Raw genomic sequence first — 20,285 nt, 5'->3', positions numbered from 1 at the left:
CGCGACGATCCGCGAGCTTGTGCGGGTGCGCGACCGGGAATGCGTCATGCCCTGGTGCCACCGTCCCGCTCGGCATTGCGACCACGACCACGAACAAGCCTGGACCACCGACGGCGGTGGCGGCGCCACGTCGGTGGCCAACGGTGGTCCACGCTGCCGACGCCACCACCGACTCAAACACGATCCCCGTTGGAGCGCCCACTACGACACCATTCACGGCACCACCCGAGTGACCACCCCACACGGGGCGACCTACACCGCACACCGCCACCCCGTCCTCACACGGACACGCACCACCCCGGCACGTGGCACTTCACCGACACACCATGCCCCGGCCCGCACCGCCCCAACACGTCACACCCAGACGCGCCGCCACGCCGACGAAGCCCCACCGGCACGAGACACCAGCGGCACGCCGCACGACAACGACGACAGGCCACCGTTCTAGCTGCGGGGCCCCACCACCGGAGCCGAACCGCAGAACACGACCTCCCGAACGCGGGACACGCGGCGCCGAGCGCAGCACATGCGTGTGCGCAGACAGTCCCGGTGGGCGCGGCGCGTAGGCCGTCCAGCTGCCGGAGACCTCCCCGCACCTCCACACCAGGGCCCCGTTTCCACACACCTAGGCGAAACGGGCGAAGCCGACCGCCCTCTGGGTGATCGTGAACGGCGTTCCGCCTTCGGCCATGGGGCGCATGCCTTCGCGGATGCCGTCGTCCGGGTGGCCGTGAACATCGAAGCGCTCGACCTCGCAGTGCTCCATGACGCCGCGAATGTAGGGGTCCGACAGTCGCCAGTGCTCGCGGATGGCGTCCGAGTCGCGGTAAAGCTGGTAGCTGTAGGCCAGCATCCGCTCCTCGTCGATGAACACGTCCACCATGAGCTGCGGGCCGTGCTCCTCGACGAACTCCACCGCCCGACGCACCTCCCTGGTGAACTCGGCGAGGTGTCCGTCGAAGATCCGCATGGTGTTACGGAAGAGGATCGGTCCCTCATCAGGCTTCAACATGCGACCAGTCTCAAATCTCGAGCTAACTGGAAGTCAAGTCGAACTCGTCGAGGCACCTCGCGCCGGCGCCGGGCCGGAACTCGAGGACCACGGGAGGGACCGGCGGACAACCGCGCCGGCCCCAGCCGCCGCGGCCGTGGACCGCAACGGGATCGATCACCCGACGCCGCAGCGCGGAAGCGTGCGGCGGCGACACTCAGACCGTGGGCGACCAATCGAACGTCGCCGTGACCGGGGCGTGGTCGGACCAGCGCTGGTCGTACGACGGAGCCCGCTCGACCACCACCGAGGTGCACGTCTCGGCCAGGCCCGGCGTCGCGGCCACGTAGTCGATCCGCCAGCCCGAGTCGTTGTCGAACGCCTTGCCGCGGTAGGACCACCACGTGTACGGGCCTGGGCCGTCCGGGTCGAGCCTGCGCTGCACGTCGACGTACCCCGCCTCGCCGAACACGCGGCCCATCCACTCGCGCTCCTCCGGAAGGAAACCCGAGTTCTTCCTGTTGCCCTTCCAGTTCTTCAGGTCGATCTCGGCGTGGGCGATGTTCCAGTCGCCCATCACGACGACCTCGCGTCCGTCGGCGGCCGCCTTCTCGCGCAGTTCGACGAGGTACGGCAGGAAGGCGTCGAGGAAGCGCTCCTTCTCGTCCTGCCGCGGGGTGCCGACCTCGCCGCTCGGCAGGTACAGGCTCGCCACGACGACGCCGGGCAGCTCCATCTCGACGTACCGCCCGCTCGCCTCGAACTCGGCCTCGCCGAATCCGATACGCGAGGCCTCCGGTTCGGACCGGCTGTAGAGCGACGCGCCGTTGCGGCCCTTCACCTCGCACACGGCGTGGGCGGCGTGCCACCCCTCTGGGTCGACGAGCGCCTTCGGGATGGCGTCGAGGTCGGCGCGCACCTCCTGGCAGGCCACGACGTCGGCCTGCGTGCCGGCGAACCACTCGGTGAAGCCCTTCTTCGCGGCCGCGCGGATGCCGTTGACGTTGACGGTGGAGACGGTGAACACGCGCCCCAGGTTATCCGGCCTCCCCGACGATCCCGCGCAGGGAAACCGGCGGGCGCTGCGAGGGGAACGTTCGCGGCACTCACCCGTCTCACACACGACCACCCAACCGGACACGCTCCACGTGGCGGTGCTCAACGCATGCGCCCGAACGGTGTGACCGCGAGGGGACGATTCGTCGCGTTGAATGCGACCAAGGTGCCCTTGGGGGCACTGGAACCGCTCAGTTGTGGTGTCAGCAGGAGGCGCCGTCGACCGGTTCGAGGAAGTCCTCCGCCGCCCACTCGCCGTCGGCGAGTTTGCGGAACCCGTCGCGCACCTCGGTGGTGGCGTCGGTCTCGGCATCCTGCTCGAGTGTGCCGACGACCGCGTCGCCGGTCGACGGTCCGGACCGCACGTTCAGCACGTCCGCATCGACCGTCATGCTGCAGCCGCCGTCCCCGTTCGAGCCCTCGGCCTCCGAGCTCAGCTCACCCCCGGTCACCGCGTACAGCACGATCACGGCGACCAGCGCCACGAAGATGAGCAACGTCCGCTTCGGGATCCCGAGTATCACGAGTGCTCCTTATCCGTTCCCCGACATGCACTCGTCGGGAGGGTACGGCCCGGGTTTCCCGTCCCGTAAGCCCCGGAAGGCGCAACCACTCGGCCCGGCGAACACCGGCCACGCACAGCGACGGGCCCCGGCAGGAGGTCGTCCTGCCGGGGCCCGTGGGAGCGAAACGACCGCTCTCAGCCCTGAGCCATCTTCTTCTGGAGGTTCTCGTCCAGGGTCGCCAGGAATTCCTCGGTGGTCTGGAACGGCGTGTCTCCGCCGACCAGCAGCGCGAGGTCCTTGGTCATCTTGCCGCTCTCGACGGACTCGATGACGACCTGCTCGAGCTTGCCCGCGAAGTCGATCAGCTCCGAGTTGCCGTCCAGCTGGCCACGGTGCTCGAGGCCACGGGTCCAGGCGAAGATCGACGCGATCGGGTTGGTCGACGTGGCCTTGCCCTGCTGGTGCTGGCGGTAGTGCCGGGTCACCGTGCCGTGCGCGGCCTCGGCCTCGACGGTGCGGCCGTCCGGGCTGCGCAGCACCGACGTCATCAGGCCGAGCGAGCCGTAGCCCTGCGCGACCGTGTCGGACTGCACGTCACCGTCGTAGTTCTTGCAGGCCCAGACGTAGCCGCCGTCCCACTTGAGTGACGCGGCGACCATGTCGTCGATCAGCCGGTGCTCGTAGGTGAGGCCCTTCGCCTCGAAGTCGGCCTTGAACTCCTTCTCGTAGATCTCCTCGAAGGTGTCCTTGAACATGCCGTCGTAGGCCTTGAGGATCGTGTTCTTGGTCGACATGTAGACCGGGAACCCGCGATCGAGGCCGTACTGCAGCGAGGCGCGCGCGAAGTCCTCGATGGACTTGCGGTAGTTGTACATGCCCATCGCGACGCCGCCGCCCTCGGGGAAGTTCGCGACCTCGAACTCCATCGGCTCGGAGCCGTCCGCGGGCGTGTAGGTCATCGTGACCGTGCCCGGGCCGGGGACCTTGAAGTCGGTGGCCTTGTACTGGTCACCGTGGGCGTGACGGCCGACGATGACCGGCTTCGTCCAGCCCGGCACCAGGCGCGGGATGTTCTGGATGACGATCGGCTCACGGAAGATGACGCCGCCGAGGATGTTGCGGATGGTGCCGTTCGGGCTCCGCCACATCTTCTTCAGCCCGAACTCCTCGACGCGCGCCTCGTCCGGCGTGATCGTGGCGCACTTGACGCCGACGCCGTGCTTGTTGATGGCGTTCGCCGCGTCGACCGTGATCTGGTCGTCGGTCCGGTCGCGCTCCTCGATCCCCAGGTCGTAGTACTCGAGGTTCACGTCGAGGTACGGGTGGATCAGTTTGTCCTTGATGAACTGCCAGATGATGCGGGTCATCTCGTCGCCGTCGAGTTCGACGACGGTGCCCTCGACCTTGATCTTGGCCATGAGCTGGCGGCGCTCCTCTCGCTTTCGCGTCGCGGATCTCGCGTTCGTGTTCGCCTGATACCGCTGCGCATTAGCCGTTGCGTAGCGGTACAAGCGTACTGCTGAATTGACACCGGCCCGGCGCCCCCTGGTTACTGGCCAGTACGAATCCGGACCACGGCGACGCCGACGAATCGCAGCTCACCTCGCAATCTACGTGCCGGGAGCGCCCCGGTGCAGACGTCCGGGCTGCATCGATCACGTGGGATCGGACACGCCCTACCGCGTCCGGCACGGGCAGGACCGGACGCGGTAGGACTGACGACCGATGCGACTGGGAATCAAGACCAAGCCCGAGCACACGCCGTGGCAGGAACTGGTCGACGTGTGGCAAGCCGCCGACGACATCGAACTGTTCGAGTCGGCGTGGAACTGGGACCACTTCTACCCGCTCTCCGGCGACCTGGCCGCGCCCAACTACGAGGCGTGGACGATGCTCGCCGCGATGGCGCAGGCCACCCGCCGGATCCGCATCGGCTGCCAGGTCACAGGCATGGTCTACCGCCACCCCGCGGTGCTGGCGAACATGGCGGCCACGACCGACGTCATCTCCGGCGGCAGGCTCGAGATCGGCCTCGGTGCCGGATGGATGCAGCAGGAGTGCGACGCCTACGGCATCGAACTGCCACCGCTGAAGCAGCGCTTCGACCTGTTCGACGAGGGCGTGCAGGCGATCATCGGATTGCTGTCGCAGGAGGTCACCGACTTCGCGGGCACGCATGTGCAGCTGACCGGCGCGCGTTGCGAACCGAAGCCGGTGCAGCGGCCGCACCCGCCCATCGTCATCGGCGGCACGGGACCGAAACGCACGCTGCGGGCGGCCGCGCAGTGGGCGCAGCAGTGGCACGCGGGCGCACGGTCCCCCGAGCACTGGCGCGAGCTCGACGACGTGCTGCGCGCCCACTGCGCCGACGTCGGCCGCGATCCCGCGGAGATCACCCGCTCGGTCAACGTCCGCGTCCACGCCGAGACCGGCATCGAGCCCGCCGTCGAGGAGGCCGCAGGCTACCGCGAGGCGGGCGTCGACCTCGTCGTCTTCAACCTGCCCCACCACGTGCCCGCCGGCTGTCTCGACCGGCTGGCCACGGCCGCCGCGCCGCTGACCGGCTGACCCGGCGTGATCGACTCGCCCGACCCGCAGACTCGCTCCTACGCTGGAACACACCGGCAATCGCACCCAGCGGAGGTGAACGTCATGCAGGCAGTGGTCGGCGACCGGATCCGCGTGCACGGCCGGGTCGTGGGCGAGCCCGAACGCCTGGGCGAGATCGTGGAGGTCCGCGGCGAAGCGGGCAGGCCGCCCTACCTCGTGCATTTCACCGACGGTCACGAACGGCTGGTGTTCCCCGGCCCGGACTGCGAGGTCGAGGACACGCACACCCAGCAGCCGTCCTGACCCAGCGCGACTCGCACGGCGGGCGAGACGCCCGCCACACCCGACGTGAAGCCCTGGTCGGAGGGCCGATCCGTGCCGGACACGGCCCCGGCCGCGCCGCTCCCGCGCAGTGCGGCCGGGGCCGCGAGCCTCCGGGCGGGCGTTACGCCCCGACACCGTGGCGATGGTCACCCGCCGTGAGCAAGGCGCCGGGATGACAACCGCATATCGATGCGTTCACACTCGAGTACGGAGCAGTTATCCGCGACGGCACGCGGTCGACTGTTCTTTTTTTGGGACACGACTTGAACGATCCAGTCGATCATCGTGGTCCACGCTCCCCGCCCGGCCTGCGCTCCCCCGTGCACGTCACCGCGCAGGCCCGTCAAGCCCGGCCCCGATCAGCGCCGACCATCCGCACCGGGCTGCCCCACCCGACCCTGCTTCCCCGAGAGGAGAACCGTGCCCGTCGCGCTTCTCGCGCTGGCCATCGGTGCCTTCGGCATCGGAACCACCGAATTCGTCATGATGGGCGTGCTGCCCCAGGCCGCCGCCGATTTCGGGGTGTCCATTCCGTCGGCAGGACACCTCATCTCCGCCTATGCGCTCGGCGTCGTCGTGGGCGCTCCGCTGCTCACCGCCGCCGCCGTGCGACTCCCCCGCAAAACGATGCTCCTGGCGATGATGGGCCTGTTCGTCGCAGGGAACACCCTGTTCGTCCTGTCCCCGAGCCACGAGCTGGGCGTGTTGTTCCGGTTCGTCGCGGGCCTGCCCCACGGCGCGTTCTTCGGCGCGGGCGCCGTCGTCGCCGCGAGCCTCGTCGACCGCGGAGCCAAGGCCAAGGCGGTGTCGATGATGTTCATGGGCCTGACGCTCGCGAACGTCGTCGGCGTGCCACTCGGAACCCTGCTCGGCCAGCAGTTCGGCTGGCGCGCCACGTTCGCCGTGGTCGCGCTGATCGGCGTGGTCGCGCTGGTCGCCGTGATGAAGCTCGTGCCTCACCAGGGGGCGCCTGCCGGCGCCTCGCTCCGCGGTGAGGTCGCAGCCTTCCGCAAACCGCAGGTGTGGCTGGCGCTGGCGATCGTCACGTTCGGCATGGGCGGCGGGTTCGCCTGCCTGAGCTACGTCACGCCGATGATGACCGACGTCGCCGGCTTCGACCCCGCGACCGTGACGCTGCTGCTGTCGCTGGCCGGTGTCGGCATGACGCTCGGCAACGTCCTCGGCGGGCGGCTCGCCGACCGCAACCCGACGCCCGCGCTGTGCGGCGCGCTGGCCGGCCTCGCCGTGGTGCTGGCCCTGTTCACCGTCACCGCGGGCAGCAAGATCGGCGCCACGATCACGATCTTCCTGGTGGGCCTGACCTCGTTCATGGTCGGCCCGATCCTGCAGGCCCGCGTCATGGAGAAGGCGGGCGGCAGCCCGTCGCTCGTGTCGGCTGCGATCCAGTCGGCCTTCAACATCGCCAACTCGATCGGCGCCTACCTCGGCGGTGTCGTCATCGCAGGCGGCCTCGGCCTCGTGTCCCCGAACGTGGTCGGCGCGCTCCTCGCGGCGCTGGGCCTGAGCCTGGCCGTCGTGGCCGCACTCACCGAACGCAGGGAGAAGGCGGCCACCGTCCCCTCGGCAGCCGCCGAGGACATCGCACCCGCCGAACAGCCCGCGCTGGTGTGACGACCGGTGCCGCCGGCTGACCCGCCGGGCACCGGCGACGTCCGGATGCCCAGCGGATCAGCCGAACGGTCCGCCCGTGATCGTCAGCGCGTCGAAGACGATGAGCCCGCCGAGACCGACGTAGCAGAGCACGTCGACCACCCGGCTGCGGATCGCGAGCAGGCCGGCCTGCGCGTCCGAGAGCACGACCCGCAGTACCGCGGCGACCAGCAGGGCTCCGCCGATCAGCGCGGTGCCCTGACGCCAGTGGTACATGCCGATCCGCAGCCCGCCGACGGCGACGAGCACCAGCACGACGACCAGCGGCACGTGCACGAGCCACGCCCGGCGGCCGTTCCCGTCGCCGGTGCCGCCGGTGGGCTGGTCGGGTGCGGGCTGGTCGGGTGCGGTCACGGCTCAGCCCGCCGCGCGCTCGGCGGCCTCGACGACGTTGGAGATGAGCATCGCCCGGGTCATCGGCCCCACCCCGCCCGGGTTCGGCGACAGGTACCCGGCGACCTCCTCGACGCCCGGCGCGACGTCGCCCGCCAGCTTGCCGTCGACCCGCGAGACGCCCACGTCGAGCACCGCCGCGCCCGGCTTGACCATCTCGGGCGTGATCAGGCCCGGTGAGCCCGCGGCCGCCACCACGATGTCCGCACGTGCGACCTCGCTCGCCAGGTCACGGGTGCCGGTGTGGCACAGCGTGACGGTGGCATTCTCGCTGCGGCGCGTCAGCAGCAGCCCGATGGTGCGGCCCACGGTGATGCCGCGGCCCACCACGGCGACGTTGGCACCCTTGAGCGGCACGTCGTACCGGCGGAGCAGCTCGATGACGCCGAGCGGCGTGCACGGCAGCGCACCCTGCTTGCCCAGCACCAGCCTGCCGAGGCTGATCGGCGCGAGCCCGTCGGCGTCCTTCTCCGGCGGAATGCGCTCGAGGATCGCGTTCTCGTCGAGCTGCGCGGGCAACGGCAGCTGAACGATGTAGCCGGTGCAGGCGGGGTCGGCGTTGAGTTCGTCGATGACCTTCTCGAGCTCGGCCTGCGTCGTGTTCTCGGGCAGGTCGCGGCGGATCGAGGTGACCCCGACCTTCGCGCTGTCGGCGTGCTTGGCCTTCACGTACGAGTGCGAACCGGGGTCGTCGCCCACCAGCACGGTGCCGAGACCGGGCGTGATGCCCCGTTCGGCGAGCGCGGCGACCCGAGGGGTCAGCTCCGCGAAGATGGCGTCCTTGGTGGCCTTGCCGTCGAGAATCGTCGCCGTCACGTCGTCCAGTCTCCCAATCCCGTTAACGGTGCCGCTGCCCGCCCGGCCGTTTCCGCCCACCGAGCGACGCGACGCCGATGGCCAGCAGTGCCACCCCGCACGCGACGACCGTCGACGTCGTCAGGTCGTTGCCTCCGGCGGGTACGAACGCGTCGAGCAGCATCGACCCGACGAGCTGCCCCGCGACGGTGCTCAGCCCCAGCAGCAGCACCCCGATCCACGACACGACCAGTGACGCGACCGCGATGAACACGATGCCGACGAGCCCGCCGAGGTACAGCACCGGGTTGCCGGGCAGCGCCTCCGGCGGGCCGTGGAGCGCGAGCGACACCAGCCAGGCGAGCACCAGCATGGTGGTGCCCGTGGTGAAGTTGACGAGCGCCGCCGTGAGCGCACTGCCGGAGGCGGCGCCCACGTGGCCGTTGAACGCCTGCTGCACCGCCATGCCCGCACCCGCGACGAACGGCAGGATCAGCAGCGCGATGCGCCCGGGACCCGCGTGACCGGCGACGTCGCCCGCCAGCGCGCCCGCGACGGCGGCCACGGTCATCGCCGCGCCCGTCACCCGCAGGACCGTGGTGGGCTCCTTGCCCGACGGGCCCAACCCGAACCGGTCGACGAACAGCCCGCTCACGGTCTGTCCCGCCACGACTCCAACGGTGAACAGGGCGACACCGATGAGCGACACGGTGACCGACTGCCCCAGCACGTACGTACCGCCCGCGATGCCGCCCAGGAAATGCCAGGGGCGGAGCCTGCCGCTGTGCAGCGCCGCCACGGCGGCGCGCGTGCCTGCGCGCATCGATCGCGACACGGCGAGCCAGCACAGCAGCAGCAACAGACCGCCACCGAACGAGATGACGGCGGCGAGCGCCGAGTCACCGAGTTCGGCGCCGAGCTGGCCGTTGATCCGCGACTGGACGGACATGCCGAGCCCCGCGGATACGGCGAGGACCACGCCCCACAGCTTCCGGGCGGCGGAGGTGGGCGTGTGCGAGGTCGGAGTGGCCGGATCCGGAGCAGGATCCGCACTGGCAGTGGCCATCGCCCGCCATTGTGCGCACACCCGCGGTCCCCGCGACGGGTGTCACCGCCGGAGTGTGTCCGCGCCCACTCCGGCGTCGTCACAGCCGCTGACAGCCGTGCCACAGGGTGAGACGAGCGGCTGATGTACCCGGTGGTCGTGCATTCGCGAAATCTATTAGCCAAGATGTGGGCGTGGCACTTCCGACCCAGCTGAACGCGACCGAGCAGGACACGCTGGTCAAGCAGATCGGCCTCTCGCTGCTGCGAGCCGCCCCGCGGGACTGGCGCAGGGTGACCGCGGTGTACCGCGCTGTGGGGAGGTATCACGAGCTGACCGGCGAGGTCGTGACCGCCGACGGCGCGACGCAGGAGTGGGTGGCGACCCACGACATCGCGACGCTGTTCGGCAAGCTCCGCGCAGGCATGTACCGCGAGGGCCGCGGCACCTGGTTCAACGCGCGCTACCAACTCGACCACCCGTCGAGCTACAACCTCGAGTACGACCGCGACGAGCCGTCGTGGGACCTCGCCCCGCCGTCGCAGGCGTACGCCGACGAACTGCGGATGTTCCCGCGTTCCGAGGAGAACGTGCCGGACTGGCTGATGCGCCGGATGGCGGGCCTCGGTCCGGAGCGTTCCGGCCCGCGGTTCCGCATGGCGCGCATCTTCGACGGCGCGGGCCCGAACGGCCCCGTCATCACCCGGCCGGAGCTCGACGCCGACGAGCGCGACCGCGTACTCGCCTATCTCGACGCCGCTCCGACGGTCGGGCCCGCCCGTGGCCACGACGTCGACCGGCTCGCCCGCGACCAGGCTGCCGAGGTGCCGATCGCGTTCCACAGCGACGGCTCGTGGATCTGGCCCGCGGCCGTGCCCTACTACCTGCGCACACACGGTGTCGCCCCCGAGGCGGACCTGCTCCAGCACATCCGGGCCAACGGGTTTGCCGTCCCGGAGGTCCCCGACGAGACGCGCCAGGCCGCGGCCGAGCACGTCGCACACGGCCAGGGTCCGCAGCAGGGGCCGCCTCAGGTGCCCGGCGGCGAGGCGTCGCAGCCGACGACCCAGACCCCGCCGGTCGCCCCCGACCGGGCGCGACCGGAACAGCCCGGCCTCGCGGGCGCAGCCGGACAGCCGTCGCACGACGAGCAGGCAGCCGGTGCGGGTGAGTCCCCCGCCGCGGGAGCCGCCGCCGCGGGAGCCGCCGGCATCGCGGGCGCCGCCGGTGCCGCTGGTGCCATGGCAGGCCGGAACGGCACCGACGTCGACGACGGCTCCGGCCGCCCGGGTCCCGCCGACGCCGACGCGCCCGAACTGCCCGTGCGCCGTCCCGGCAAGGCCGCACAGGAACTCGACGAGCAGTTCAGCGGCATCAACGGCACGGGTCACCCGAGCTCGCCGAGCACTCCCTCGCCGTTCCTGCCCGCCGACCGTGACGACGGGCCCGCCGACCCGGGTGCCGGTGAGGAAACCGTCGTCAACGGTGTCGGTGCCCAGGGCATCGACACCGGCGCAGCGCCGGTCTCCGCAGGCCCGGCCCCCTCGGGCGCGGGGCCCACCACCGAGCCCGGCGCCGACGACCTCGGCGACCCGGAGGCCGAGACCGCGGCCTACACGCTCCCCGGCCGCGGCGACTCCGGCGAACCGGACTCGGCGACCGCGGCTCCGGGTGGCGCGCTCGACACCGGCGGCCCCGAGCGCGCGGGACACGCCGTCGACGCATTCGACGACGTCCCGTACGGCCGCGGATCGAGCGAGAGCGGCCGTCACGGCGCCGCCCCGTACGAGGATCCGTACGCAGGCCCCTCCCACGACGCGCCCCGCGACGAGCCGCTGCACGAGCAGGGCACGGCGTTCACGCCGATCCCCGCGTTCGACGGCGACCCGCGCTCCGCTCCCGACGCGGGCGACGCGCCGGACGAGGCCGCCGGTGAGGACACCGCGATCGGTGACACGCACCCGGAGCGGGCGTCCGAGACGGCCGACAGCGCGGGCGACACGGAGCGACCCGGTCCGCCGTCGCCGGGCGACCGCGAACCGGACTTCGACTCGGGCCCGCCCACCACGATCACCGCCCCCGTGTCGGCGGACGGGCCGCCGCCGAGGCCCGACGTGGACCGGGACACGGCCGCGCCCCCGATGGACCAGCCGGGTGCGGGCGGCATGCCGCCCGTGTCGCACGCGGGACAGGAACCGCCCGCCGAGCTGGAGGAGGAACGCACCGCACCGACCCCGCGGCAGGACTACGACCGGCCTGAACCGCCCACGGCATCCGGTGCGGCCGGTGTCGTCGGTGCGGCCGGTGTCGTCGGTGCCGCGGGTGCCGCCGCGGGGGCCTTCGCGGGCCGCGACGATGCCGGCGAGTACGACGACCGTGACGAACGCGGCGATGTCGGCAACCGCGGCGCCTTCGGGGACCGTGCCGACGTCGAGGGCCGGGCTCGCGACGAGGGCCGGGGTCGCGACGAGCGCGGTGGCGGCCTGCAGTACGACGACGAGTACGGCGACTACGACGAGCGCAGCGGCCGGCGGGCCTTCGACGGCCGGCCTGCCCACCGCGATCAGCCCGAGTACGGCGACGAGCCCGAGTACCGTGGTGAGCCCGAGTACCGCGGTGAGCCGGACTTCGGCGACCGCGGGTACGACGTCCCCGGCGGCCCCGCGGGCAGGCCGGACTTCGAGGGCCGGGCGGGCTCGGCCTTCGAGCCGGATCCGGGACCGCCCACGCAGATCGGCAACATGCCCCCGCAGGATCCGGAGCTCGACGACCTGCAGGACAAACTCGACGAGCTGCAGGTCCCGGACGAGTACTACGCCCTCGGCGTGCCGTCCGATTACGGCTGGAGCCTCGAACGGGTCGCCGACGGCTGGCGGGTCGGCTGGTACGACGGTGAGCTGAAGAGCACCGCCGTGTTCGGCGACGCGGCGGACGCGAAGGCGTTCATGCTGGGCAAGGTGCTGCTGTCGCCCGACGGCGTCGACGAGGTGCCCGAGGAACCGGTCCACGGCGAGCCGGAGTACGACGACCCCGAGCAGGCCGCGCCGGAACCGGGGACGTCCCGGCCGCTGCTGGCGACTCTCACTCCCGAGATCGCCACGGGGACCCGTCAGGTCTCCGAGGAACCGGCCGCGTACACGCGGGCGGTCTCCCCCGTCGAGGAGCCCGCGGGCCGCGGTGGGCAGATCCCGCAGACCGCGCAGGCCCCCGCCAGGGAACCGGTGGCCCAGCAGGCCGCCGCCGCGCCGCACCGGCCCGCGGCGGGCGAACCGCAGCAGGCGGCACGTCCGCAGTCCGGGCAGGGCGGACAACAGCAGGGTGGGCAGCAGTGGCCGATCCAGCCACTGCCCGGTGAGCCGCCGCTGACGCTGTTCCGCGGCAAGGAGATGCGGACGCTGCCCGTGGGCAGTGAGCTCGACCGGTTCGGCGGCGCGAACGGCAACCTGACCTACGCCGCGGGCACACCGTTCGAGGAGCGGTCGCTCGTGCCCGAGTGGGTCAACCGGCCGTACCACGTCTACCGCGTCCAGCGGCCGCTCGAGGCGCTCGCGGGCGTCGCCATCCCGTGGTTCAACCAGCCCGGCGGCGGTGCGGCGTACATGCTGCCCGCATCGATCGAGGAGCTGTTGGCCGACGGCGACATCATCGAGCTCGACCCCGGCGAACCGCCGATCGACTGAGGTTCGGGGCCCGCGCGGCACGTCCGCGCGGGCCCGCTCGCACCGACGGCTCGGGTCGCGGCCGTGGGCGCGGCCGGATGCCCGGTCCGGCCCGTGACGAGGAGTCAGCTCACGATCAGCCCGTGCGCCGCGGCGTACAGGACCGCGGTGTCGACGTCGACCAGGGTGCCCGCCATGTCGGCGGCCGCGAGTGCCCGCGCGTCCAGCCGTGCACCACGCAGGTCCGTGTCGGTCAGCTTGGCCGCGGTCAGGGTGGCGCCGGCCAGGTCGGCCTCCCGCAGCGTGGCCTTGCGGAGGTCGGCACCGGTCAGGTTGGCCTCGCGCAGACGCAGCCCCGACAGGTCCATGCCCCGCAGCACGGCGTCTGCCAGCGACACGAGCGTCAGGTCGCAGTCGGCCAGTGTGATCGTGCGCAGCCCGCAGCCGACGAACACGCTGCCGAGCAGCGAGCAGCCGGCCCACGACGAGTCGCCGAGCATGGTGCGGTCGAACGTGCACGTCCGGAACGCCGACGAGCGATGCGCCGACCCGCCGAGATCGGTGCGGGTGAAGTCGCAGTGGTCGAACACGCACCCGGACGTCGCCAGCCCACGCAGGTCGGCGTCGGAGAAATCGCACCGGACGAACCGGCTGCCCTCCCAACGCTGCCCCGAGAGCACGGCGTCGCGGTAGTCCTCGCCGGTCTCCACGACTCCGGTCTCCACGACTCCGGTCTCCACGGCCGCCGTCTCCACGGCTCCGGGCTCGGTGGCTCCGGGCTCGGTGGCTCCGCGCTCGGTGGGGTCGGGTTCGGCGGCCGAGTCGGGCGAGTGCACTCCGCCAGGTTCCCACACCCGCTCGCGACCACGCCGTCACCGGAAGTCCCGCGACTTGGCGGTGATGCGCATCGGCAGATGCTGCAGCCGGTCGGCGCGCAGGCTGACCACACCGTCGGCGCGTTCGACGACCCCGCGCACCAACATCGCCGAGCTCGACCGCGCCACCCGGTGGTAGCGCTCCCACAGTCCCTGCGTGCAGACCACGTTGACCATGCCCGTCTCGTCCTCGATGTTGAGGAACGTGATGCCGCCGGCCGTCGCGGGCCGCTGGCGGTGGGTGACGGCCCCGCCGATGAGCACGCGGGTGCCGTCGGCGACCCGTTGCAGCTGCTGCGCCGGGACGACTCCCAGCGCGTCGAGCCGGGGCCGGATGAACTGAGTCGGGAAGCTGTCCGGGGACAGTCCCGTCGCCCAGACGTCCGCGGCGGCCAGATCGATCTCGTCCATGCCGGGCAGCGCGGGCGCCTCGGTCGCAGGCGTCGTGCCGGGCAGTTTCTCCGGCCGCTCCTGTGCCACGGCTCCCGCGGACCAGAGTGCCTTGCGCCGGTCCCCCTGCACCTCGTCGAAACCTCCGAAGGCGCCTGCGGTGGCGAGCGCCTCCAGCTGCGGGGTGGTGAGCCGGACCCTCCTGGCGACGTCGGCCATGTCGCGGTACGGGCCGTGTTCCTCCCGTTCCGCCACGAGTGCGTCCGCCACGGCCGTGCCGACCGTCCGTACCGCGCCGAGTCCTGTTCGGACGGCGTGGGTGGCCGGGGCCGTACCGCCCGGCCCGGCCGCGGAACCGTTGTCGGGGCCGGATCCCGGCCCCGCGGCCACCGCCGGGTCCGGTGGCGGGTCCGGCGGTTCCGGCGGGCCTTCCCCGACGAGCGGCTCCAGGCGTGCGTGGGAGTCACTGGCGTTGACGTCCGGGCCGCGAACCTCGACACCGTGCCTGCGGGCGTCGGCGGTGAGCGACTGCGGCGAGTAGAACCCCATCGGCTGGGCCCGCAACAGCCCCGCGCAGAAGGCATCCGGGTGGTAGTACTTGAAGTACGCACTGGCGAACACCACGTACGCGAAGCTCAGCGCGTGACTCTCCGGGAATCCGAAGTGGGAGAACGCGCGCATCCGCTCGAAGATGTGGGCTGCCATGTCGCGGTCGACCCCGTTACGGGCCGCGCCGTCGTAGAACCGCTGCCGGAGCCGTTCCATCTTCCGGCCCGACCGCTTCGCCCCCATGGCGTGACGCAGGGCGTCCGCCTCCGCCGCGGTGAACCCGGCGACGTCGACGGCGATCTGCATCATCTGCTCCTGGAACAGCGGCACCCCGTACGTCTTCCCGAGCGCGTTCTCCAGTAACGGATGGTCGTGTTCCCACTTCTCGTCCTTGTTGGCACGCCGGATGTACGGATGCACCGAACCGCCCTGGATCGGACCGGGACGGATCAGCGCCACCTCGATGGCCAGGTCGTAGAACGTCTTCGGTGCGAGCCGGGGCAGGGTCGCGAGCTGCGCCCTGCTCTCCACCTGGAACACGCCGATCGCGTCCGCGCGCCGCAACATCCCGTAGACGTTGTCGTCGTCGAGCGGCAGATCACTGAGGTCGACGTCGATGCCCTTGGCCTCGCGCACCATGTCGCGCATGTAGTGCAGGGCCGACAACATGCCCAGGCCCAGCAGGTCGAACTTGACCAGTCCGCCCCAGGCGCAGTCGTCCTTCTCCCACTGCAGCACGCTCCGGTTCTCCATACGTGCCCATTCGACCGGGCACACCTCGCTCACGGGGCGGTCGCAGATGACCATGCCACCGGGGTGGATGCCGAGGTGCCGTGGCGCGTGCTCCAAGGCGCCCGCCACCTCGAGCACACCGTCCGGGATGTCGTGGTCGGACTGCCGGCGCAGCTGCCGGAGCGGTCCCCAGTGGTCGATCTGCTTGCTCCACGCGTCCTGCTGGCCGGGGGAATGCCCCAGAGCCTTGGCCGCGTCGCGGACCGCGGAGCGGGGGCGGTAGGTGATCACGTTCGCGACGAGCGCGGTGCACAACCTGCCGTACTTGCCGTAGACGTACTGGATCACCTCCTCCCGCCGGTCGGATTCGATGTCCAGGTCGATGTCCGGATAGCCGTCGCGGTCCGGGGCGAGGAACCGTTCGAAGAGCAGTTTCCACTTCACCGGGTCGACCCGCGTGATGCCGAGGGCGTAGCAGACGGCGGAGTTCGCCGCGGAGCCTCTGCCCTGGCACAGGATGTCGTTGCGGCGGCAGAACTCCACGATGTCCCAGACGATCAGGAAGTACCCGGGGAAGCCGAGCCGTTCGATGACGTCGAGTTCGTGGTCGAGCTGGGCATGCGCCCCCGGGTTGCCCTCTCGCGGACCGTAGCGCCGCGCCGCCCCCTCGGCGGTCACCGCGCGCAGGTGGGTGGCCTCGTCACGGCCGTCCGGAACCTCGAACGGCGGCAGCTTCGGGGCGAGGATCTCCAGCGGGAAGGCGTACCGTTCGGCGAGCAGCGCGGCACGCTGGACCGCGCCGGGGTAGCGGGCGAACCGGGCGTGCATCTCGGCACCCGACCGCAGGTGCGCCGCTCCGGACGCGGCGAGCCAGCCCTCCATCTCGTCGAGGCTGCGCCGCGCGCGGATCGCCGACACCGCCTGCGCCACGTGGGCCTGCTGCGGCCGTGCGTAGTGGACGGCTCCCGTCGCGACGGTCTGCAGTCCCAGGTCGGCCGCGATCTCCGCGAGCCGGTCGTTGCGGGTGCTGTCCAGCGGTCCGCCGTTGTCGACGAGTTCGACGTACACGTCGTCCCGGCCGAACCGCTCGGTCAGCGCGAGGAGGGCCTCGGTCGCCGCGTCCCGCCCGCCCTCGGCGAGGGCCCGCCGGACGGACCCTTTGCGGCACCCGGTGAGCACCACGCACCGCCCCGCGACCTCCTCGGTGATCTCGTCCAGGTCGTAGACCGGCCGTCCCTTCTCCGCCCGCTTCCCCGGCGGCGGCTCGTGGTCGTGGCCCCGGAGCTGACCGGACGTGATGGCGCGGCAGAGACTCGTGTATCCGTCGGCTCCTTTCGCGAGCAGGAGCAGGTGTTCCGCGTCCGGGTCGGCCGCCCCGGCGGGCGGTTCGGTCAGCCCGAGGCTGAGTTCCGCACCGAACACGGTGCGCATGCCGACCTCCTTGGCCGCCTCGGCGAAGCGGGCCGCGCCGTACATGCCGTCGTGGTCGGTGAGCGCGATGGCGTCGAGTTCCAGCCGCGCCGCCTCCTCGACCAGTTCCTCCGGATGACTGGTGCCGTCGAGGAAACTGAAGTTCGAGTGGCAGTGCAGTTCGGCGTACGGCACACGGCCGCCTGCACCGGTGTCGTCGTGGCCGGGTGGGGGCAGGTCCGCCGGCCTGGCGTACTTCTCCCGCCTGCGCCCCCACGCCGGGCTGTCGTTGCCGTCCCCGGTCTGGTCCCGCCCACCGTCGGAACCGCCTGACGACGGGCCGCGACCCGACAGGGTGCGTTCCAGGTCCCTCCAGGGAACGGGCGGGTTGTTCCAGCCCACGGTTCAGTCGCCTTCCGGGGACCGTCTCGGTTCGGGGATCATCGGTTCGGGGATCAGTTGCCACGCCGGCAGCTCGGGATCCGCCGGAAACTCCGGAACCTGCCGGAACGTCGGGTCCGGATGCTGCCCACCGGGAAATCCGTCGGCGGCGCCCCGCAACGACTCGTCGTACATCAGTCGTACACCCCTTCCACTGTCCACTTCGGATCTCGTTGCTCCTGCCACCGCAACAACGCCGCGAGCGGCTGCCCGCCGTCGCCGGAGTCGAGTACGACCTGCAACCGGACACAGCGGCCCCGGTCACCGGGCACCCACCAGCGCGCCGTGACCGGCCACGGGCCCGCCCAGTTCCGGACCCGTCGCGGTCCGCCGTCACCGAGCTCGACGGTCCACGGCCGTGCGGTGAGCCGGTGCCGGTCGGTGACGTCGAGCTGCCGTCCGTCCTCCCCGGCGACCACGACGGGTTGCGGCTCGTCGAACACGGTCGCCGGCGAGGGCCCCGGCAGCCGTTCCGGCCACGGAGCGTCGTGCCCCTCCGCCGGGGTGCGACGATCTCCCCACGGCACGAGCCGCACCTGGTCGGCGGGGCTGCGGCCGCCGTCGAACACGGCGGTGCAGACCCCTTCGGGGCCGATCAGCCCCTGGACGTGGACCAGGGCGCGGGCCGCCTTGTCCGCTTCCGGCGTGTGTTCGGCACCGGACCCGCCTGCCCACAGGCCGAGTTGCAGCGCGCTGCCCTCGACGGTCTCCTCCGGTTCGAGCCGGAGCACGGTCACACCGGACGTCGGGGTGCGCCCCCGGCCACGGGTCAGCCAGCCTTCAAACTGCCACCGCACCCGGTCCGCGATGCCGTCCGGGGTGAGCGGTTCCGCGCAACGCCAGCTGCGGCCGAGTTCCTCGCCGTGTTCGGTCGTGGCGTGGATGCCCAGCCGGGTGCAGGCGAGGCCGCGGGCGGCCAGCCCTTCGTGGAACCGGTTCGCCAAGGTGCGGGCGAGGAACGCGGCGGCGTCGACCCGTTCGAGCGGCGGATCGCACGTTTCCGTCACGGCGAGGTCCGGGGCCGGACAGCGCCTGCCGGGGGGACGTTCGTCCCGGCCGCTCGCCAACCGGTGCGCCAGTACTCCGTCGGCACCGAACCGGGCGAGCACGTCCCGCTCCGACAACTGCGCGAACGCGCCGAGCGTGCGGATTCCGATGCGCCGCAACAGGTCCACCAGTTCCCCACGGCCGCTGCCGGGCCGGTCGAGCTCCTGCACCCCGAGCGGGGCCAGGAACTCCGCCGCCGTGCCCGCGGGCACCGGCCGTGCCCGGTGAGCGGCCAGGGTCGCCGCGAACAGTCCTTCGGAGACACCCACCTGACATTCGACGCCGGTCCGCACCGACACGTGGTCGACGAGCCGTTCCAGCAGCGGGCGTTCGCCGCCGAAGTAGCGCGACGCCCCGGCGACCGGCACGGCCACCACACCGGGGCGCACGACCTCCACCCCGACGATCAGTTCCTCCACCGCCGTCGCCACGGTTTCGAACAGGCGGGCGTCGCGATCGTCGTCCTCGGCGAACACGGCCAGTTCGGGGCACCGGTACTGCGCCTCACGGCGCCGCATGCCACGCCGGATCCCCGCCGCGCGCGCCACGGCCGAGCACGCCACGACCCGGTTCGCGGCCAGCACGGCGGCCGGTTCCGTCACCGGCAGTCCCGCCTCCGCAGCGGCCGCCGCCACCGGCCAGTCCGGACACCACAGCACCAACAGCCGCGGCGGCTGTGACCCCCGAGACGACGACCCCCGAGACGACGCCCCGCGAGGCACCTCCTGAGACGGCCGCCGGGATTCCGGCGCCCGATTCGTCGGGACGGTGTTCATCCTGCCCGCACTTCCCTCAGCGGTGAGTGCGTTCCGGCGGGGTCGGCCCGCGCGATCGTTCCGTCCGGTCCCGGTAACAGCAGTCGGGTGCGGGTCGACCGCGCCGCGCCGCGCCTGCCCGCCGTGTCGACGAGCACCTCTCGCTGCGCGAGGTGTCCGTAGCCGTCGTCGACTCCGGACCAGCCCACCGTCGCGCAACGCAGTTCGACCTCCGTCCCCGGCCACGAACCGGCCGTCAGCAACACCGCACCGCGGTTCCTCGCCCGTGCCGACAATCGCCGGGCGAGGTTCGGATCACGGGTTCCGCCCGCCCCTCCCGCGGGAACGACCACCAGGTCGATCCCGTCCAGCAGAGCCGCCGTCACCTGAGGAAGTTCCGCACCGGGCCGGGGGATCAGCGCGAGCCGGTGCACCGCCACCCCGAGTTCGCGCGCGGCGACCACACCGAGTTCCGGCATTCCGACGACCGCCGCCCACGATCCGCGGGCGGTCGCCTCCGCCAGGAACGCCAGCAGCAACGACGTCGACCCGCCGATCGAGACCGTGCTGCCACGGCGCAGTCCGCCCCACGGCACCAGCTCCGCCAGCGCGGGAGCCACGGGCAGCACCCTGTCGTCGATGCCCGCCGCCCCGGAGCCCTCTGGCTCCGGTGATTCCGCGGGCGAGGCCGGCCACTGCGCCGAGGCGATGTCCCCCGCCGTGCCCACACCCGGCAACGACGCCAGCCGCGCCACGGTGTCGGCGACGCTCCCTCCGCTCGAGGGACCCGGCATCCCCTGCGCCGCAGGTTCTTCCGACGACTCCCCCTCCGTGTCCACCACCGCGGGCACGGTCATCGCCCTCACCTCCCCTTGCACACAGGGATCCGCCGTAGGCCCACAGAGGGGCGTACGCACCGATACATGTCTGTCGTCTGATGTCACTCAGCCGCGGGGAAGGCGGCTTCGGCCGATGTCGGTGCTCGTATTGACGGCCTCGACCCTGTCGATCCGCCTCACTCGAACACTGTTCGACACCCGTCATAGAACATCAGTTCGAAGAATGTGTCAAGCGGTCTCGTGACGACCTCTGAGAG

At 71.8% G+C, this 20,285-nt stretch carries 16 protein-coding genes; 4 read left to right on the top strand and 12 right to left on the bottom strand.

The window, feature by feature from the left end; translation table 11 throughout:
- Nucleotides 1–625: 625 nt before the first annotated feature.
- The 4 genes from LY13_RS17870 to LY13_RS17855 form a co-directional block, all read right to left on the bottom strand.
- On the bottom strand, nucleotides 626–1,012 hold the full coding sequence (locus tag LY13_RS17870; RefSeq protein ID WP_253829666.1) for a hypothetical protein: 387 nt from the start codon (nucleotides 1,010–1,012) through the stop codon (nucleotides 626–628).
- A 196-nt stretch (nucleotides 1,013–1,208) separates the two neighbouring features.
- Nucleotides 1,209–2,018 carry an exodeoxyribonuclease III gene (locus LY13_RS17865; RefSeq protein ID WP_253829664.1) on the bottom strand — a complete coding sequence of 270 codons (810 nt, stop codon included), beginning with the start codon at nucleotides 2,016–2,018 and terminating at the stop codon, nucleotides 1,209–1,211.
- A 232-nt stretch (nucleotides 2,019–2,250) separates the two neighbouring features.
- The gene (locus LY13_RS17860; protein WP_253829663.1) at nucleotides 2,251–2,571 is read right to left on the bottom strand and encodes an SH3 domain-containing protein; all 321 of its coding nucleotides are present in this window, start codon (nucleotides 2,569–2,571) and stop codon (nucleotides 2,251–2,253) included.
- Nucleotides 2,572–2,747: 176 nt separating this feature from the next.
- Nucleotides 2,748–3,971, bottom strand: coding sequence for an NADP-dependent isocitrate dehydrogenase (locus LY13_RS17855; protein WP_253829661.1), 1,224 nt, complete (start codon nucleotides 3,969–3,971; stop codon nucleotides 2,748–2,750).
- A gap of 307 nt (nucleotides 3,972–4,278) precedes the next feature.
- On the opposite strand from LY13_RS17855, the gene LY13_RS17850 reads away from it, so the two are divergent.
- The 3 genes from LY13_RS17850 to LY13_RS17840 all read left to right on the top strand — a co-directional run bounded on the left by LY13_RS17850 (nucleotide 4,279) and on the right by LY13_RS17840 (nucleotide 7,059).
- The gene (locus LY13_RS17850; protein ID WP_253829659.1) at nucleotides 4,279–5,121 is read left to right on the top strand and encodes a TIGR03560 family F420-dependent LLM class oxidoreductase; all 843 of its coding nucleotides are present in this window, start codon (nucleotides 4,279–4,281) and stop codon (nucleotides 5,119–5,121) included.
- An 84-nt stretch (nucleotides 5,122–5,205) separates the two neighbouring features.
- Complete coding sequence (locus LY13_RS17845; protein WP_253829658.1) at nucleotides 5,206–5,406, top strand: DUF1918 domain-containing protein; 201 nt, start codon at nucleotides 5,206–5,208, stop codon at nucleotides 5,404–5,406.
- Nucleotides 5,407–5,847: 441 nt separating this feature from the next.
- Nucleotides 5,848–7,059 carry an MFS transporter gene (locus LY13_RS17840; RefSeq protein ID WP_253829656.1) on the top strand — a complete coding sequence of 404 codons (1,212 nt, stop codon included), beginning with the start codon at nucleotides 5,848–5,850 and terminating at the stop codon, nucleotides 7,057–7,059.
- 57 nt (nucleotides 7,060–7,116) lie between these two features.
- On the opposite strand, the gene LY13_RS17835 is transcribed toward LY13_RS17840, so the two are convergent.
- The 3 genes from LY13_RS17835 to LY13_RS17825 all read right to left on the bottom strand — a co-directional run bounded on the left by LY13_RS17835 (nucleotide 7,117) and on the right by LY13_RS17825 (nucleotide 9,352).
- Nucleotides 7,117–7,374, bottom strand: coding sequence for a DUF3017 domain-containing protein (locus tag LY13_RS17835; RefSeq protein ID WP_253829688.1), 258 nt, complete (start codon nucleotides 7,372–7,374; stop codon nucleotides 7,117–7,119).
- A gap of 81 nt (nucleotides 7,375–7,455) precedes the next feature.
- The gene (locus LY13_RS17830; protein ID WP_253829654.1) at nucleotides 7,456–8,307 is read right to left on the bottom strand and encodes a bifunctional methylenetetrahydrofolate dehydrogenase/methenyltetrahydrofolate cyclohydrolase; all 852 of its coding nucleotides are present in this window, start codon (nucleotides 8,305–8,307) and stop codon (nucleotides 7,456–7,458) included.
- 22 nt (nucleotides 8,308–8,329) lie between these two features.
- Complete coding sequence (locus LY13_RS17825) at nucleotides 8,330–9,352, bottom strand: DMT family transporter (protein ID WP_301299263.1); 1,023 nt, start codon at nucleotides 9,350–9,352, stop codon at nucleotides 8,330–8,332.
- A gap of 173 nt (nucleotides 9,353–9,525) precedes the next feature.
- Here LY13_RS17825 and LY13_RS17820 point away from each other — a divergent pair, with 173 nt between their 5' ends.
- A complete protein-coding gene (locus LY13_RS17820) occupies nucleotides 9,526–13,011 on the top strand; it encodes a glycohydrolase toxin TNT-related protein (protein ID WP_253829652.1) in 3,486 nt (1,161 codons plus the stop codon).
- A 104-nt stretch (nucleotides 13,012–13,115) separates the two neighbouring features.
- On the opposite strand, the gene LY13_RS17815 is transcribed toward LY13_RS17820, so the two are convergent.
- The 5 genes from LY13_RS17815 to imuA' all read right to left on the bottom strand — a co-directional run bounded on the left by LY13_RS17815 (nucleotide 13,116) and on the right by imuA' (nucleotide 19,983).
- Nucleotides 13,116–13,745 carry a pentapeptide repeat-containing protein gene (locus LY13_RS17815; protein ID WP_372493848.1) on the bottom strand — a complete coding sequence of 210 codons (630 nt, stop codon included), beginning with the start codon at nucleotides 13,743–13,745 and terminating at the stop codon, nucleotides 13,116–13,118.
- A gap of 117 nt (nucleotides 13,746–13,862) precedes the next feature.
- Nucleotides 13,863–17,348, bottom strand: coding sequence for an error-prone DNA polymerase (locus LY13_RS17810; RefSeq protein WP_253829651.1), 3,486 nt, complete (start codon nucleotides 17,346–17,348; stop codon nucleotides 13,863–13,865).
- Nucleotides 17,349–17,351: 3 nt separating this feature from the next.
- Entirely contained in the window at nucleotides 17,352–17,522 is a 171-nt protein-coding gene (locus tag LY13_RS17805) for a hypothetical protein (RefSeq protein WP_253829649.1), read from the bottom strand.
- A complete protein-coding gene (locus tag LY13_RS17800; RefSeq protein ID WP_253829683.1) occupies nucleotides 17,522–19,099 on the bottom strand; it encodes a DNA polymerase Y family protein in 1,578 nt (525 codons plus the stop codon). Before LY13_RS17800 ends, LY13_RS17805 begins: the two co-directional genes overlap by 1 nt.
- A gap of 107 nt (nucleotides 19,100–19,206) precedes the next feature.
- The gene (gene imuA', locus LY13_RS17795) at nucleotides 19,207–19,983 is read right to left on the bottom strand and encodes a DnaE2-dependent mutagenesis accessory factor ImuA' (RefSeq protein WP_253829681.1); all 777 of its coding nucleotides are present in this window, start codon (nucleotides 19,981–19,983) and stop codon (nucleotides 19,207–19,209) included.
- Between the last annotated feature and the right edge of the window lie 302 nt (nucleotides 19,984–20,285).

The sequence above is a fragment of the Prauserella aidingensis genome (assembly GCF_024171865.1).
Lineage (GTDB): Bacteria > Actinomycetota > Actinomycetes > Mycobacteriales > Pseudonocardiaceae > Prauserella > Prauserella aidingensis.
Note: the sequence above shows the minus strand (reverse complement) of the source record. Positions and strands in the feature narration are given on the sequence as shown.

Excerpts from the sequence above, each read along its gene's own strand:
- LY13_RS17845 (WP_253829658.1), top strand. The coding sequence starts at position 5,206 with ATGCAGGCAGTGGTCGGCGACCGGATCCGCGTGCACGGCCGGGTCGTG.
- LY13_RS17855 (WP_253829661.1), bottom strand. The coding sequence starts at position 3,971 with ATGGCCAAGATCAAGGTCGAGGGCACCGTCGTCGAACTCGACGGCGAC.
- LY13_RS17870 (WP_253829666.1), bottom strand. The coding sequence starts at position 1,012 with ATGTTGAAGCCTGATGAGGGACCGATCCTCTTCCGTAACACCATGCGG.
- LY13_RS17850 (WP_253829659.1), top strand. The coding sequence starts at position 4,279 with ATGCGACTGGGAATCAAGACCAAGCCCGAGCACACGCCGTGGCAGGAA.
- LY13_RS17805 (WP_253829649.1), bottom strand. The coding sequence starts at position 17,522 with ATGTACGACGAGTCGTTGCGGGGCGCCGCCGACGGATTTCCCGGTGGG.
- imuA' (WP_253829681.1), bottom strand. The coding sequence starts at position 19,983 with ATGCCGGGTCCCTCGAGCGGAGGGAGCGTCGCCGACACCGTGGCGCGG.
- LY13_RS17825 (WP_301299263.1), bottom strand. The coding sequence starts at position 9,352 with ATGGCCACTGCCAGTGCGGATCCTGCTCCGGATCCGGCCACTCCGACC.